A 17,619-nucleotide genomic window follows, 5' to 3' on the forward strand; every position below is an offset into this window, starting at 1 on the left:
ATTTCCCTATCAGAGGCTTATTGCTGTTTAGATTTAGTTACGTTTCATAAATCATGATTTTTGTTTTTGATTGTCGACCTTTCTAAGTTGTGGAAGACATAAGGCTATTATAGCGAGAAGCAGAATAGCCATACCTGAGAACAAAAACCAACGGTTTACCCCGATTTGGTCTGCAAATGCACCCGACACTACCAACCCAAGCGGCATGGCAAACGACATGATGCTGCCAAGAAGTCCGAAAACACGCCCTAAATACTCGGGTTGTATCTGTTCTTGAAATAGCGCGGTCTGTACTCCATTATAGAATGGGGCAGAAAAGCCCATCAACGTACAACATATCGCAAATATCATAAAACCATTGGTTGGTAGCAAGCCGGAAACAGTCAATGACACTCCCATAAGAAAGATAGAGCCGATGATATTTGCCATGCGCTTTTTGAAACCTCCCCATGCGCCCAATAGAAGTCCGCCCAACAACATACCAACTGCAAAAACAATTTCCACCACGGAAGCATGCAAGGTACTTCCCTCGAAATAATTCATACTCATCAGCGGAAATAGCGCATTGATTGGCATATAAATGAACATATTGATTGCTCCTATCCAAAGCAATGTGAAAAGAGCTTTATTTTGTCGTATTGCGTTATAGCCAATGCGCAGTTCGGTGAAAAAGTTTTCTTGCTGCAGCGCTTCAATCGGTTGTTTTGGGATGTGAACCATTGCAACAGTGATACAGGCAATTATTGCTCCGAATACGTCAAGGGCAACCGCAGAATTCAACCCCCATTTTGCATAGAGAAAAGCGGCAATTGCCGGACTTAGGATGAAACTTGCCGATTGGATGGACTGGGTGTAGCCGGCACATTTGACTAACTGTTCTTCAGGCACTAAAAGAGGTGTTACCGCACTTAACGCAGGGGAATGGAATGCAGTGCCAACGCTTCTAATGAAGAGGATGAGCATTACTATCCATACAGGTAGTTCCGCTGACAGGGAAATTACGGTAAGTACCAGTCCAGCACAAGCTATGATGACATCTGCACCAATCATGACCATTTTCCGGTTCCAGCGGTCAACAAGTACTCCGATTGCAGAACCTAAAACCGCTTGAGGTAGAAACCCAACCAAGGTCGCCATTGACAACACCATCGCAGACCCTGTTGTATTTGTCAGATGCCAGATGATGGCCATTTGAAGAACCCCACTTGTTATCAGGGACACAGCTTGCCCCGCCCATATTGTATAGAAATCTTGTTTCCAATTTCTGATTTTTTCCATTTGAATTTTTCCTTTTATCTTTTGAATGTTTCTTGATTTTATAGCACAAAAAATCTCTCGACAAGCCTGAAATAGCATGCCGGATTACAAAGACAATGACATTCAAATCGAATTAATTAGATTTGAATGTGGAAAAATTACCAAGGTTTATGATATGCAATATTAACGGTGTTTTTACCTGTTAATATTGTACAATTGTTCATAATCATATTGAAAACCACTATATATGTTGCGACTTATCTTAATTGGGATGGTATTATATGCACACCGAATCCGCTGCAAAGTTACAATAAATTATTCGATTTTTGCACTAACTAAAGTAAAGAATTTCAATGCTTCCTGAATTTTGCCTTTCCTTTTTTATCCAAATCTGCAAAAAATAACGGCATAAGCAAATAGGTATATATCGAAAGGCAAAAAATGGCGAATACTGTTTGTATTGGATACTATATCAAAGATTTGTCGTATCTTTGCACCTGAAAGAGTTATTTGATAGTAAAACACCGCAAAACGCTGAAAATCGCACGGTTTCCTAGTCGTTACCATTACTTTTCAGATACTCCGTTAAATGTTTATTCATCAAACGGTTAGACGAAACCGTTCAGAATTTAAAATATAAGAACCGAAGGTCAGCGCAGCTAATTTGTGATCCGAAATACATTCAGATTTTTTTCTACAAATTAATCTACATCATGCTATCGTTGAATAGAAAAAGGAAGACAGCGGATTGAAAATCACTAGTGTTCGAAAGATTTTAACTATCTGAAAGTCAGTTATTTACTTGCATATATCAATATTTTTTTGTATCTTTACATCATAATAATAGAGCAAAAAATATTGAAATGAAAGATGTAAAAGTTCATGCAAAAGACATCCTGCGCATGATACCCGATGTAGAACTGGCCAAACTGTCCAGTTCTACAAAAGTGGACTATTGCGCCAAGGTATTGAGCGGCGAGCGGATGTTCTATCTCCTTGTATTTGCCCTCCTGGCGGCAGATCAGATAAGTCAGCGCAAACTTGAGGTTGTATTCAACAATTCCATGTTCAAGACGCTGTTCAACATAAGTGCAGACGCCCATGTTACGCACAGTTCCATTTCCACCCGCCTGTCAAAGATAGACCTGAGCTTCTTTGAGAAAGCCTATGAGATTATATACAGACGTTTCTCCCAACTGTACACTGAAGAGGAAATTATGCATCTGTATCTGATACGTGTTGACAGTTCCATGGTGGCCGAATGCTGCAACAGGCTCAAGGCCGGTTTCACCGTCGGCAAGAAGCCCGGAGACGGAAGGCAGCCGCGCAAGCAGATAAAGTATACCATGGCATACGACGGTTTCGCCGTCAGACTGGCCGAGGTGTTCAACGAGGCTGTATATCTTAGCGAGGACATGGCCATCCCAAAGGTAGTACTCAAGCTTGTCAAAAAAGACAGCAGACAGGCGAACTTATAGGTTATAGACCGCGGTCTCAGTTCCCTGGACAACTTTAACGCCATAAACGAGTGTGATGGCAAATTTGTAGGAAGGATAAAGACCAGCCGCAACATGGAAGTGGTGGAAAGCCTTATGAAAGAAGACACAGACACCGACCTTGGCAATCTTGAGCTGTATGAGGACAATATTGTACATCTGTACGACAATGAGGAGAAGAAATACTCCGAAACGCCATACCGCGTTATAAAGGCACGCTTCAAGCATCCGCGTGACACCACACGCCCTGCAAACAAAGGCAAGGTAAGGAGGGTTGAGAACGAGGTGTTCCTGATAACCAACGATTTCGGCCTTACGCCGAAGCAGGTAGCCGAGGCATACAGGAGACGCTGGGATATAGAGGTATTCTTCAAGTTCCTGAAGCAGAACCTGTCTTTCTCGCATTTCGTGTCAACAAGTGAGAACGGAATTAAGGTTATACTGTACATGACGCTCATCACTGCCATGCTCGTGATGATTTACAAGCGTGAGAACGGCCTGGGATTCTCTATAGGCAAATTCATGTTCTTTATGGAGATGCAGGATTGGGTCTGTCAACTCATGGTTGTGCTAAATGGCGGTAATGCGGACAAACAGAATAGTGATTTTCGGTTGAAGGCAAGAATTCCGTAAAAACGGATTTAAGCCATTGCAACATAACCTGGATAAAATAATCTTTCGAACACTAGTGATTGAAAATCCTGATACTTATTTCCGGCGGAGCGCAGATCCGCCGGCACATTTGCATTGTAGATTTATATCGTTGATTGCTAAAGGTGTAGACATTGGATGGCTGAGTCAGCGCCAACAAGTTGGACGGAAACTACAAGGCTATTGTTCTGTCGGATATGCACGAGTTGTTGAGCAAAGCGAAAAATTCGACAGCATATAATATAAGAACCGAAGGTCAGCGCAGCTAATTTGTGATCCGAAATACATTCAGATTTTTTCCATAAATTAATCTACATCATGCTATCGTTGAATAGAAAAAGGAAGACAGCGGATTGAAAATCCTTATATTCATTTCCGGCGGAGCGCAGATCCGCCAGCACATTTGCATTGTGGATTTATATCGTTGGTTGCTATAGGTGTAGACATTGGATGGCTGAGTTAACACCAACAAGTTGGACGGAAACTACAAGGCTATTGTTCTGTCGGATATGCACGAGTTGTTGAGCAAAGCGAAAAATTCGACAGCATATAATATAAGAACCGAAGGTCAGCGCAGCTAATTTGTGATCCGAAATACATTCAGATTTTTTCCATAAATTAATCTACATCATGCTATCGTTGAATAGAAAAAGGAAGACAGCGGATTGAAAATCCTTATATTCATTTCCGGCGGAGCGCAGATCCGCCAGCACATTTGCATTGTGGATTTATATCGTTGGTTGCTATAGGTGTAGACATTGGATGGCTGAGTTAACACCAACAAGTTGGACGGAAACTACAAGGCTATTGTTCTGTCGGATATGCACGAGTTGTTGAGCAAAGCGAAAAATTCGACTGCATAAAATATCAGAACCGAAGGTCAGCTATTGTTCTGTCGGATATGCTATCCGACAGCATAAAATATCAGGATTTGTGATCCGAAAAACATTCAGATTTGTTTTCTACACATCAATCTGCATCATGCTATCGTTGAATAGAAAAAGGAAGATAGCGGATTGAAAATCCTGATACTCATTTCCGGCGGAGCGCAGATCCGCCGGCACATTTGCATTGTAGATTTATATCGTTGATTGCTAAATGTGGAGACATTGGATGGCTGAGTCAGCGCCAACAAGGTGACCGGAAACAACAAGGCTATTGTTCTGTCGGATATGCTATCCGACAGCATAAAATATCAGGATCTGTGATCCGAAAAGCATTCCGATTTTTTTCCATAATCAGCCTGCACCGAGATCCGAAATACATTCAGATTTATCTTTGCTACTCAACACATTCCTTCTTAATTCAAACTATTAACCTGCTGTTTGCCGATAAAAAACGGGCCACTTTCGATGCAAAAGTGGCCCGTTTACGACTCGAAAACGATAGGTTAACAGTCTGAAAGCAGCAGACATGGTTTTGCTTACGGTTTATGTCGCACGACGGCATGCCGAGACTGCACGTTAAGCAAAGCAGAGCGTTTTGCTTACAGATTTTTGACATTAATCCGTCCCGCGGCTTTTCCATGCCGGCAGCAACCGACAAAAAGCGCACGCGTAACAGCTGGCGCTGCCAATTAAAACATCAGCGCGACAATATGAATTTTATCACCCACATCATGCATGATTCAGGCTAAAAACATGATTTTAGACATAAAAACAGGCATAAATCAAGAAAAATCGAGGATTGTCAGGGCTTTGTCAGGGTAGAAAAGCTTGGAAGTGATATGTGAATTAAATAATTTTGCGATGTGAATAACGCCTGAATCAAAATCGGGCAACACAACAAAACAATGAAATTTATACAAAAAAACACCCATAGTCCGGATAGGGTAAAAATCAGTAACAAACCTACATGAACCTTAAAAAAAGAACGATTATGAAGAAATTATTATTCCTAGCAATGACGATGCTGAGCACATGTTTCATGTCAGCACAGATAATGAAGGAAATTCCAGGATTACGCTATCACGCAATGAGCGAGAACGGCAAATGGATGTTATCCGTAGATAATGGCTACATAGGAATACTAAATACTGAGACCGACGAACTGCAGGAATACTGCGACGGAGTAACAGGCTACACCCTCGGAATGGGCAACATGGTAACCAATGACGGATTTTTAGTTGGTAATATTGACGGCGCGCCTTCAATATTAGACATTGAGAAAAAAGAATGGAAACAGCTACCTGTAAAAAAAGGCGACACATATTCATCAGCCAACGCCATAACAAACTCACGGAAATATATAGTGGGATACATTGGCAACAGCAACGGATTCGGAAATACTACTATTGAACCCGTTATATGGACAATGAACAGCGACGGTACATATGCAGATTACGAAAAATTGCCTTATCCGGAGAAAGACTTCACTGGAGTTGCACCACAATACATTCTGCCAAACTGCATTTCAGAAGACGGCACTGTAATCGGTGCGCAGCTTGTAAGACAAGACAACGAATGTCTGCCGATGATATACAAAAAAGCTGAAGACGGCACATGGACCTATGAAGTGTATGACAAAGGCTTATGCGAAGAGGGTACAGAATTTCCTGAGTTTCCGACAGAAGAACCTATCGTACCAAGTTATTACGATTATTTGAGCCAAGAAGAAGCCGGAGCATACAAACAGGACTCAACAGAATACGCCGACTCGTTGTGGGCCTACACCATTGGCGAATCAACCCAAAGGCCGACATATTATCCCGACCCAAAATATTACATGACAGAAGAAAACCTTAATATGTATAACGAAGCATGGGATAGCTATTTGACACTTAGCGATGAATATTCACAAAAACTCATGAACTTCCGAAGCTTCTACTACGAACATGTAACACCTAACTTCTACACAATGAATGGTGTATGGCTGTCAACAAACGGAAAATATTATGCCACGACTTGTAAGAAAGGATGGGAAGGGACTATTGGAGACGCAGCACTGCTGACAGTTGGCAAAACTTCTGAACTATATGACTATAAAGACGGTTTGTCAGGCTACTGTGTAACCAATGACGGAGACTTCTTCGTATCCGACGCTGGCACGGCATATGTCTATCCTGCCAACAGCAAAGAAAAAGTTACTCTAATTGACTGGCTTAGGTCCAAAGGTGAAACAGAAGCTGCCGACTGGCTATCTGACAAAGAAACTGGTATAGCTATATGCAGTGGCGACGGTCGTGTAATATCAGGATATTTTGGTGCGGCAGGCATATACGACAGTTGGTTGATCAAGCTCGACGGAACGCCTACAGGCATAACCGGCATTGAGCAGGATGGCAACAGCCACGTTAAGGCATACGACCTGCAGGGACGCATCGTGGCTGAAGGCGAATACAACGAGGTAAGAAACAATCTGAAAAGGGGTATATATATTATCAACGGCCGAAAGGTTGTAGTAAAATGAGAGTAGAAGAGCATGCGCCGCAGCAAAATCATAGCTGCGGTGCATGTCTGTAAACATCTGATTATCAGGGGATAAACATTATTTAACACCATTGTCCACCTTTTTATCCCCTATTTTATGCACCATAAATCAATAAAGAATGCTATCTTTGGAAGTCTGAAACGGCAAATTATCAAAATCATTAACCATAATCATCACGTTATGAGAAAAACATTTTTTACACTGATTGCACTGCTGCTGTCGCTCACGACAGTCAACGCACAGATGCTCACACCAGACGGAAGCATCACAGTAACAAAACAACGCACAGCCGTAATTAACAAGCACATGGCTCCGGCAATGGGTCCCAACCGCATAGCGATGGACGCAGACGAGAGAATAATGGGCTTCTATGACTCAGACGAAATGGGCACAAACGCCCTCGGACTGAACGGCAGCGGCCAGTTTAAAGCCGGCGTTGAGTTCACCAAGGCACAGATAGGCCACTTCGTTGGCGGACAGATAACCAAAGTGCGCTTCGCTCTCGGCGAGCTCATCGGAGCATCTAAAGTAAGCGTCTACAAGGTTGCGCTCGAAAGCGGTGAGATGACACTCATGTCGGAAGAGGCCGTAGCCAGCACACAGAAGGGATGGAACGACGTTACGCTCACAACACCTGTAGCCGTAGAAGACGGTGTGGACTATCTCATCTGCTACGACTTCACATCAGTTCCGGGAAAATATCCGCTGGTAGTAGACCAGGACGTAAACCCGGGCGGAGCTGTTGACGGCGGATGCCTCATGTACGGAAACCTCGGAGAGGGCGGCGAAGGATGGTACAACTTCGGCACACAATACGGCAACTTCTGCATACAGGCCGTTGTTAAGGGTGGCAGCTTCCCCGACGAAGACATCACCATAAGCTCATTCACATCATCAAAATTCGTGCAGGCAGGACAGAACATCGCCTACAGCTACAGAATAAAGAACAACGGAAACAACATCCCGTCTGCATACACCATCGACGTGATGCTTGACAACAACGTGATAGCTACAGCCGAAACACCCGTTGCGCTGACAAACAGCCCGCAGACCGTGAACGGCAACGCCACAATACCTGCAGACGCTGCATCAGGCAAGCACACACTGGCCGTTAAGGTGACAAAGATAAACGGACAGGCTCCTACAGAGTACACCGAGGACGACATTGCCGGCATGGACGTCAGCGTATATGCCGAAAGCATGCTGAGACAGAAGAACCTCGTTGAGCAGTTCACTTCAACAAAATGTACATACTGCCCGCTGGCAGACCCCGTTCTCCAGAAGCTTTCAGACATGCGCGGCGACATCATCATCGTGGCACACCACAACAAGATACCTGCAGCCGGCGACCCGATGATCTGCGACGATGCACTTGCCATATCAGACATGTTCAACATGAGCGGCAACCCGTCAGGAATGTTCAACAGATACTATGAGCCCAGCATGGAGCTGAACGCTGATCAGACACTGACTCTCGGACTCGGATACAACTCACAGTATGTAGACCTGGCTGCCGAGATGCTCAATCAGGTGGTTGAAAACTCTAACAGCGTGCCGGCATTCGCAAACATCAACATCAAGACTGAATACAACGAAAGCACAAGAGAACTGAGCGTTGAGGTTTACGGTAGCGGCGTCAGCGAGTTTAAAGACTACGTAGGCGAAGACGCAGCTCTGTCAGTGTTCCTCACAGAAGACGGCATACAGGCAGCCCAGACAGGCGGCAGCAGAGACGAAATACACGACAACGTTATGCGCAAGGCTTTGTCAGATGCATTCGGCAGCGCCATCAACTGGGACGGCAACACATACAGCAACAAGTACACTATCACTCTCGACAGCTCATGGAAGCCCGAAAACATGCACGTAGTGGCATTCATCAACCGTCCGGTAACAGATAATTCAGCCATGGACGACGTATGGATCAACAACGCCGAGATATGTAAGCTTGGCGAAAGCATCACAGCCGGCATCGAAGCCCCGATAACAGACAAGGGCACTGGCGTAGAGGTTGAGCGCTACACAGTAGACGGCCGCAAGATAAGCAAGCCTGTGAAGGGCCTGAACATCGTAAAGATGTCTGACGGCAGAACAATAAAAGTTATCGTGAAGTAATTTTCTTCAAAAGCACATCAGGCAGCTGACGGGACAAAAGCCTCAGGCAGCTGCCGCCATAACACAGCAAAGCCCCCTATGCGCACAACGCAGCGCATAGGGGCTTTGTCATATAATAGCGTCAGCAGAGCCGTCAGGCTGCATAAGGCAGGATTAAATCAGAATACTTGCCGCAACACGCAGACAGCCTTCAGCAGCTACGGGAGGCGCCCATAACACGCCATATATCAGGAAAAGAACGGCACGACACCGGCAAAGCCAAAATATCGCGCCTTAAACAAGGCAGAAAATACATTTCGAAGCAACAGAGCGGCAACGATACTCAAAAATTATAAAAACACATATTTTTCTGCTAAAAAGCCACATTTAGGCATAAAAACAGCCTAAAATAAGGGAATTTCGAAGGTTGTCAGGGTTTTGTCAGGGTAGAAAAACTTGACTTTAAGATATGATTTTAATAATTTTGCGGTGTAAATCATGATTGCGCAAGCAAAAAACATGAAAATACATAAAAGAAATTGCATAAAGTTCCCATAATCCGGATATGGGTACATACAGCAGAAAAAATCCTACACAACCTTAAAAAAGAACGATTATGAAAAAGTTATTATTACTTGTAGTGACGTTGCTGAGCACAAGTTTAATGTCAGCACAGACAATGAAGGAACTCCCCGGACTGCGCTACCATGCCATGAGCGAAAACGGAAAATGGATGTTAACCGTTGAACAGGGATGGATAGGAATACTTAACACTGAGACTGACGACTTTCAGCAATATGGCGGGGGCGACATAGGATACGACCTCGGCATGGGCAACATGGTTACTAACGACGGATACCTTGTTGGCTGTATAGATGGCAAACCGGCTATACTGAATATAGATAAACAGGAATGGCAGGAGCTCCCCGTAAGGAAAGGCGACACATTCTATTCAACAGCCAACGCCATAACCAACTCACGCAAATACATAGCAGGATTCATTGGCACAGACAAAGGATTCGGAAATACAAAAATAAAGCCAGTAATATGGACAATGAACAGCGACGGAACTTACGGAGAATATGAAGACCTGCCTTATCCTGAAAAAGACTTCACAGGCGTTGCTCCTATGTATATACTCCCAAACTGTATATCAGAAGACGGAAAGGTGATAGCAGCTCAGCTCATGAGACAAGACGACGAATGTCTGCCGATGGTATACAGAAAAGCAGAAGACGGCACATGGACTTATGAAGTTTATGACAAAGGACTGTGCGAAGAAGGGCTGGAATTTCCTGAGTTTCCGACAGAAGAACCTGTGGAGCCAAGTTATTACAACTATATGAGCCAAGAACAAGCAGATGCCTACAAACAAGACTCAACGGAATATGCAGACTCATTGTGGGCCTATAACATAGGCGAGTCAACAGAAATGCCAACATATTATCCTGATCCTAAATATTATATGACAGAAGAGAATCTGAATCTCTATAATGAGGCATGGGAAGAATGTGTGGCAATAAGTGACGAATACTCAAAACAACTAATGAACTTCAGAAACTTCTATTATGAGCATGTTACACTAAATTACTACGCACAAAATGGTGTGTGGCTGTCTACTAATGGAAAATATTATGCTACAACGTGTGAAAAGAATTATGCTGTAGGCGATGCGGCATTATTCACCATAGACGAAACACTCAAACCGCACGACTATCAAGACGGACTCTACGGCTACTGCGTAACCGACGACGGTGACTTCTTTGTGTCAAACCTCAGCACAGCTTATGTATATCCTGCAAACAGCACAGAAAAGGTAACTCTTATCGACTGGCTCAAGTCTAAAGGCGAAACAGAAGCAGCCGAGTGGCTGTCGGACAGAGAAACAGGAACAGCTATCTGCAGCGGCGACGGACGCGTGATATCAGGATTCTATGGAGCACCCGGAAACTACACCAGCTGGATTATCAAGCTCGACGAGACGCCTACAGGCATAACAGACATTGAGCAGGACGGCAACAGCCACGTGAAGGCATACGACCTGCAGGGACGCATCGTGGCTGAAGGCGAATACAACGAGGTAAGAAATAATCTGAAAAGAGGTATATATATTATCAACGGCCGCAAAATTGTGGTAAAATAAAAGTAACGTTTTTCTAAAAGCCGGCACATCCTGTCATGTGCCGGCAAATAATAAAACGATCTTGACATATAAAAAAGAGCTGCAATAAAGACAAAAAGAAAGGAGACGAAAAAAGAAAGAAAAAATAAAGAAAAAATAAAAAACAAGCATATTAACCTCTATATTAAACCCAAACCGTGCATAATGCAAGATTGGGATTAAACATAAAAATATTTAGAAGATAAATCTAAATACATCACTCGCCTTATCAGACCAAAGTATTAACCCCTTAATAATTACGAACTATGAAAAAGCAAGTACTTTTCGCTGCAGTTGCAACATTATTAGCTTCTGCCCCGTCTTCTGCTCAGATTAAAATGCAGAAAGACAATTTTATTCCGTTAAGCATCTCTAACGACGGAACTGTTTGCGGAACCTATGGACAGGCTACACCATATTTCTTATGGTCGTCGCAGGACGGAAACATGACAGATATAGGCGGATCGTCAAACGGTCCGGGGTCGGCAGGCAACGGAGTGATATCAGCCGACGGCAAATATATTTCGGGTGTTGCACATACGATACTAAAGCCAGATACCGAGCTGAAACGCAAGTCTTATATAGAGAAATACACATTCAATGATATCGTTAACGTAAACAAAGGATACATAGCAGTAGGCAAGACTGATGACAATAAGGGTATTGTAATCAGAAACACAGGATTCAATACAAGATGGAATCCTACTAATATGGATTCACCTATAAATACAGTATGTTTCCTTAACAACTATGTTGGAATAATTGCAGGTGACAATGCTTTTTATCAAGTTACCACTAGCTCAGGCTCATGGTGGACTGATGAATATGAGCATCCGGGCAAGGACGACGATGTAGACAAGTTTGTGGATGTAGACTTCAGCGGCGAGTTCTATGGTGCTGCAGCAGCAGTTCTGGCTGACGGCAGCGGCGCGCTTTACTATTCGGAGAATGGTGCAGAGACATGGAGCGCAGCTACAGGCTGGGAAGGCCATCCCGCAGCTATATGCCATGCATCAGACAAGAAGTTCTACATGGTTACTGAGGAAGGACGCATATACACATCTGAAGGCGCAGGCGAATGGACACAGTGCGGCGACCTTGGCAAGGCGCTAAAGGCTGTAAGCTTCGCTGACACGGAGAAAGGAATAGTAGTAGGCGACAACATCATAGCCGTAACCACAGACGGCGGAACCACATGGACTGAAATTGAGTCTGAAATAAGCGGCACATGGCTATCTGCCGTATGGAACGGCGACGATGTCTACGTGGCAGGCAAAGGCGAGGCCATAATATATTCAGCCGACAACGGCAAGACATGGGAGCAGATAAACACTGACCTGGCCGACACTGAAGGAACAGTAAACAGCATCATATATAACGGTAATGAATTATATACATGCGGTACTTCGAGCACATTCTATTTCCGTCAGTCAGAGGCTACGGAAACACAAATCCGCGAAATGGCACGCTATGACAGAAACGCCGACGAATGGACTCCTCTCGGTTATTTCTCACCAATGGGTGAAAGTGGAAGTAGTGGTTATTGTGTATCAGGAGATGGAAAAACTGTTGGAGGAAACGCTTACGTAATAAGAAATGCTGACTCGTTCAAATTCAAAAACGTGGCAGCTGCAGCAATATGGAATGAAGAAGACGGCAAACTGATAGAGTTGCCCGGACTATATCAGGAAAAAACATCAAACGCACGCATTGATGCACTGAACGCAGACGGCACAGTAGCCGTAGGCTATCAGGACATTGACGGTATGTGGGTGTCATCTGTATGGAAGAAGGAAAACGGTGTATGGGGCGACGGCGTCATTCTGTTCAAGGACAAAGAAGTAGGCCTTGCTGACTACGAAAACGTTATGCAGGAGTGCTCATGTGTTTCTCCAAACGGCAAATGGGTTGGCGGATACGGCTTATACATACCTACAGGACCGCTTGCCTATGCATCCGACGACTCTGCTGACAAGCATGAAATATCAGAACCTTATATATGGAACGAAGAAACAGGCGTGATACAGTTAGGCATGCTCGAGAACGCACCTTCGACAAATGGTTTTTATGGATTTGTAAGCAATGTGTCTGACGACGGCTCGCTGGCCTTCGGTACATTCCAGACCACAATGCCCGGAATAGAGATATGGGGTGTGCCGTTCATCTGGACTAAGGAAGACGGCATGCGCGACCTCAACGACTGGATAACAGAGAAATATAATACAGACTTAGATGGTTATAGAATTTTTGGTGTAACAGATTTATCTGATAACGGACAATATCTGCTTTGCTCAATCCGCAAGGGCAGCGAGTCAGGCGCTTGCGTCATCGACCTTAATGCTGAAGGCACAGGCATCAGCCTCGGCGAGACAGCAGCCGACAACAGCGTGAGGATATATCCTAACCCGGTATCAGACATGATACACATCGACCTCAACTCGGCAGAGAACGTGAAGATTAGCCTCTACGGACTGACGGGCAACATGGTCAAGACAGCTGCAGAGAGCGGCACAACAGCCACGATGAACGTAACCGATGTGCCCGAGGGCATGTATATCCTCGTGGTGGATAACGGAAAGAACAAGACAGTAAGAAAAATGCACATCACTCACTGATTAGCATGCCGTGCTTAATCTGAATCACGTATGGGCACGGCATATTGAATGGGGCGACGGCATGACATAACTGTTGTGAAACATTAAGGCCGGCGCCCCGTCTTTTTATGACACGGCTTCATAGCATAAAAAATATTATCTTAACAGCCGTCACCGCCACAAAGATGCACAGCCTGCAGGCAGCTATCCCGGCAAGGCATTTACCCCTGAATGTTTAACCCCATACGCCACACCGGGAATATATTTGCCGGACACTTCTGCCATACCTACAGTCACACATAAAGACACCGGCAGCCGGCAGCATGCGCATCGGAGTGACGCGTGGCGGCTGTTGATATGATGATGCCGGGGTTGGGTAAAGAATAAGGATAAATATATATCAGGCAGCCTATTGCCCATATATATCATGACGCGCTGTCCTGCCCGTCGTCAATTATCGACTGCAGATATCCGCGTATCGACACGTCGCTGCCGAGGCTAATCTTCTTACGGAGCCTGTTGCGGCTCTTCTCTACCGACTCAACCTCGCGGAACGTTATCTGCGATATCTCCTTCGAGGTCAGTCCCATGTATATGTAGGCACACAGGCGGCAGTCATTCTGCGTAAGGTTAGGGTGAGCCTCCTTGAGCTTGGCGTCGAAGAGTGGCGACACCTCGTTGAAGTATGTCTTGAAGCCCTCGTTGAGCCTATTGGCGGTCTGCTGGCGCAGCTTAAGCGATATGCCGTTGACGCGCTTGCGCGTGTCTTCCTCGGCTATGTCCTTGCTCAACTCGGCAAGCTCCTCGCAGATGTTCTTGTGCAGATTGTCTATCGACGAAAGGTCTATCGAGAATGTCGTCAGCTCGCGGCTCTTCTTTCCTATTTCGCTCTCCATTCTCTTTTTCTCCCATTCGTGCTCTTTCTGCTCAAGCATCCTCAGCTTCTTTTCCTGTTCGAGTATTATAGCGCTCTGTCGCTGCTCGTTTTTGCGCTTCTTTATGCTGACAACCACGAGCACCGACAGCAGCACGGCCACGAGTATGGTGGCCACAGATATTATCGTGCGGTTGCGCAGCTTGATGTTGGCAAAATCATACTTCATCTTCAGCTCCATGTTGTCGTTGCGCAGCTGTGCTATGTCATACCATGTCATCATCTGGAAGAGCTGCCTCTTCTGGTTGTCAAAGTTGAGCGAGTCGTTGAGTTTCATGCTCTCCTGCAGGCATCTCGACGCCCTTTCGTAATAGTTGAGCTTCATGTAGAGAGTGGCTATCTCCTTGAGATACTTGCCCTTTATGGCGTCCGACTGCTTCGGTATCACCTTCTCCTCGATATACCCAATCTCGCTGAGAGCCTTATGCTTCTGCCCCATGGCTATGTAAAGCTGCACGAAGTTGAGCCTTATCATCAGCTCTGACACCGTAAACTTTTCGCCCGGCAGCGTCTTCTCTGCCATCACAAGAGCCCTCTCGGCCTCTTTATATTTGCCCATCTCGGTGAGCAGTCCGCCCTTGTTGATATAAACGCGCGACAGCACATCTCTGTTGCCGGCGGCACACTGTATCGCACTGTCGAGGCAGGCAATGGCCTTGGGCATGTCCTTCTGTCCGCAGTAGACCAGCGCCATGTTGTTATACAATATGCTGCTTACCCCTGCCAGGCTCTTCAGACTTATCAGCATCCTCAGAGCCTTGGCATAGTCATGCGTGTCATAGTAGAGCTGCGCCTGATTGGTGTATATCTGCGACAGCACCTTCCTGAAGCCGTGCTTGCGGGCAATGGCCGCTGCCCTGTCGAACATCTTGCGGCCTTCCTCATGAAATCCGAGCATAGTGTAGCCTATTCCGGCCGAGTTGGCATACTTTGCCATTATCAGGAAGTCGGTCTTCTTTGAAGCCGTCTTCTTCACCTCATTGAACACCATCCTGGCAAAAAGCACCTCAGACAGGAAGTCGCCCTTCTCGGTGAACATCTTGCACATGGGATAATAGCTCGCTGCCAGCTGCGCAGGCTTCAGCGAGTCGGCATTGCTGCGGTTAATCTTGTTGATTTCGTTCAGATAAAACTTCCTGCCGGGCGTGTGCTGCACATACTCCTTCAGATATGCCGTCCACCGCTCCTTCAGCGCATTCTTTTCTGCCCCGCCTGCCACCGCAGGACACACACACGACAACAGCAATGCTGCCACTGCGGCGCGTAGAGCCACGCAGCGCACACCGCGGCATGCCGCAGCGCAACATTCAATGACACAGGCTAAAAGGAAAGGCAGACATAAGGCAGGTCTGCCGTATTGGGTATACATCAAGCGCATAACAGATAAAATTAATTTCAGCGGCAAAACATCAAACAGAAATACCGCCCATGTCAGCATCACGCTGCATGACGGCAGGCCGTGGCGTAAGACTTGTATGCATAGAGAGCCGCAATACTCAAAACATAATATCAGACAAGGCCGGTCTCAAAGGTACGAATTATTAATCAAAACGTGGCCACTTTATCCGCTATTTTTGTCTTTTTGCCGTAAATTAAGCCCTATCCTGCCGCCTTAACAAGGCCTTAACGACGTATGACATTGCGCCGTACGGCGTATGCTTTTTCTGCCTGTGCGGCGGGCCATGACTGAGATAATGCAGCCAGAACGGCGGCAACATAAAGCTGGAGGCAGATAGCCACGCAACAAATCATAACATTAATTATGCCGCCACAATGACAGTTATATCACTTTTTTGTTATAACTTTGCGCCCGGAATATAAACGTTTATAAGACATGTCATTAAAATGTGGTATAGTAGGACTGCCTAATGTGGGCAAGTCTACGATTTTCAACTGCCTGTCGAGCGCGAAGGCACAGGCAGCCAACTTTCCTTTTTGCACCATCGAACCTAACGTCGGCGTGATAACCGTGCCCGACAAACGCCTGACAAAGCTCGCCGAGATTGTTCATCCGGGACGCATCGTGCCCGCAACCTGCGAGATTGTGGACATTGCCGGACTCGTAAAGGGTGCCAGCAAGGGCGAAGGTCTGGGCAACAAGTTCCTCGGAAACATACGCGAAACCGACGCCATCATACACGTGCTGCGCTGCTTTGACGACGACAACATCACTCACGTTGACGGCAGCATAGACCCTATACGCGACAAGGAAATCATCGACACCGAGCTGCAGCTGAAGGACCTCGAGACCATAGAGGGACGCCTGAGCAGGCAGCAGAAGGTGGCAGCCGCCGGAAACAAGGAGGCAAAAATAGAAGTAGGGGTGCTCGAGGCATACAAGGAAGTGCTCGAACAGGGCAAGAACGCACGCGTGGTTGAGTTTGACAGCAAGGAAGAGCAGGACGCCGCACGCAACCTGTTCCTGCTGACGGCTAAGCCCGTACTGTATGTGTGCAACGTCGACGAGGCATCTGCCAAGACCGGCAACGACTACAGCCGCCGCGTTGAGGAGGTGGCAAAGGCCGAAGGCGCCGAGGTGCTCGTAATAGCAGGCAAGACAGAGGAAGACATAGCAAGCCTTGAGACATACGAAGACAAGCAGATGTTCCTCGACGAGCTTGGCCTCGAAGAGAGCGGCGTAAACCGTCTGATAAAGAAAGCCTACGCCCTGCTTAACCTCGAGACATTCATCACCGCAGGCGAGATGGAGGTTAAGGCATGGACATATCACAAGGGCTGGAAGGCTCCTCAGTGTGCCGGTGTAATCCACACCGACTTCGAGAAGGGCTTTATCCGCGCCGAGGTGATAAAGTATGACGACTACATCAAATACGGCTCTGAGGCTGCAGTGCGCGAAGCCGGCAAACTGGGCATCGAAGGCAAAGACTATGTTGTGCAGGACGGCGACATCATGCACTTCAGGTTTAATGTATAAATTTTAAGAGCAAAAGAGGCTTGAAAGAGTAGTTAAAGGAGTCAAAGTAGTTACCGCTCCCTGTGGTC

General features: G+C 45.9%; 9 protein-coding genes. 7 read left to right on the top strand and 2 right to left on the bottom strand.

Translation table 11 applies throughout. The features are described 5' to 3' along the window. Positions 1-51: 51 nt before the first annotated feature. Positions 52-1,278, bottom strand: a complete 1,227-nt coding sequence (locus EJL04_RS11675) for an MFS transporter (protein WP_016564142.1) — start codon at positions 1,276-1,278, stop codon at positions 52-54. Positions 1,279-2,120: 842 nt separating this feature from the next. Here EJL04_RS11675 and EJL04_RS11680 point away from each other — a divergent pair. The 6 genes from EJL04_RS11680 to EJL04_RS11705 all read left to right on the top strand — a co-directional run bounded on the left by EJL04_RS11680 (position 2,121) and on the right by EJL04_RS11705 (position 13,703). Further along, positions 2,121-2,735: a hypothetical protein gene (locus EJL04_RS11680; protein WP_125105031.1), complete on the top strand. Its 615-nt coding sequence runs from the start codon at positions 2,121-2,123 to the stop codon at positions 2,733-2,735. Positions 2,736-2,738: 3 nt separating this feature from the next. Next, positions 2,739-3,386 carry a transposase gene (locus EJL04_RS11685; RefSeq protein ID WP_125105032.1) on the top strand — a complete coding sequence of 216 codons (648 nt, stop codon included), beginning with the start codon at positions 2,739-2,741 and terminating at the stop codon, positions 3,384-3,386. A 1,896-nt stretch (positions 3,387-5,282) separates the two neighbouring features. After that, complete coding sequence (locus EJL04_RS11690; protein ID WP_125105033.1) at positions 5,283-6,812, top strand: hypothetical protein; 1,530 nt, start codon at positions 5,283-5,285, stop codon at positions 6,810-6,812. Between the two features lie 201 nt (positions 6,813-7,013). Continuing rightward, positions 7,014-8,948, top strand: coding sequence for an Omp28-related outer membrane protein (locus EJL04_RS11695; RefSeq protein WP_164511756.1), 1,935 nt, complete (start codon positions 7,014-7,016; stop codon positions 8,946-8,948). A gap of 595 nt (positions 8,949-9,543) precedes the next feature. Beyond that, positions 9,544-11,070: a hypothetical protein gene (locus EJL04_RS11700; protein ID WP_125105035.1), complete on the top strand. Its 1,527-nt coding sequence runs from the start codon at positions 9,544-9,546 to the stop codon at positions 11,068-11,070. 284 nt (positions 11,071-11,354) lie between these two features. Then, positions 11,355-13,703, top strand: coding sequence for a T9SS type A sorting domain-containing protein (locus tag EJL04_RS11705; protein ID WP_125105036.1), 2,349 nt, complete (start codon positions 11,355-11,357; stop codon positions 13,701-13,703). Between the two features lie 404 nt (positions 13,704-14,107). On the opposite strand, the gene EJL04_RS11710 is transcribed toward EJL04_RS11705, so the two are convergent. Continuing rightward, a complete protein-coding gene (locus tag EJL04_RS11710) occupies positions 14,108-15,994 on the bottom strand; it encodes a tetratricopeptide repeat protein (RefSeq protein WP_164511757.1) in 1,887 nt (628 codons plus the stop codon). 456 nt (positions 15,995-16,450) lie between these two features. Here EJL04_RS11710 and ychF point away from each other — a divergent pair, with 456 nt between their 5' ends. Beyond that, positions 16,451-17,551: a redox-regulated ATPase YchF gene (gene ychF / locus EJL04_RS11715; protein ID WP_125105038.1), complete on the top strand. Its 1,101-nt coding sequence runs from the start codon at positions 16,451-16,453 to the stop codon at positions 17,549-17,551. The last annotated feature ends 68 nt before the right edge of the window (positions 17,552-17,619 follow it).

Source organism: Prevotella marseillensis, assembly GCF_900625065.1.
GTDB lineage: Bacteria > Bacteroidota > Bacteroidia > Bacteroidales > Bacteroidaceae > Prevotella > Prevotella rara.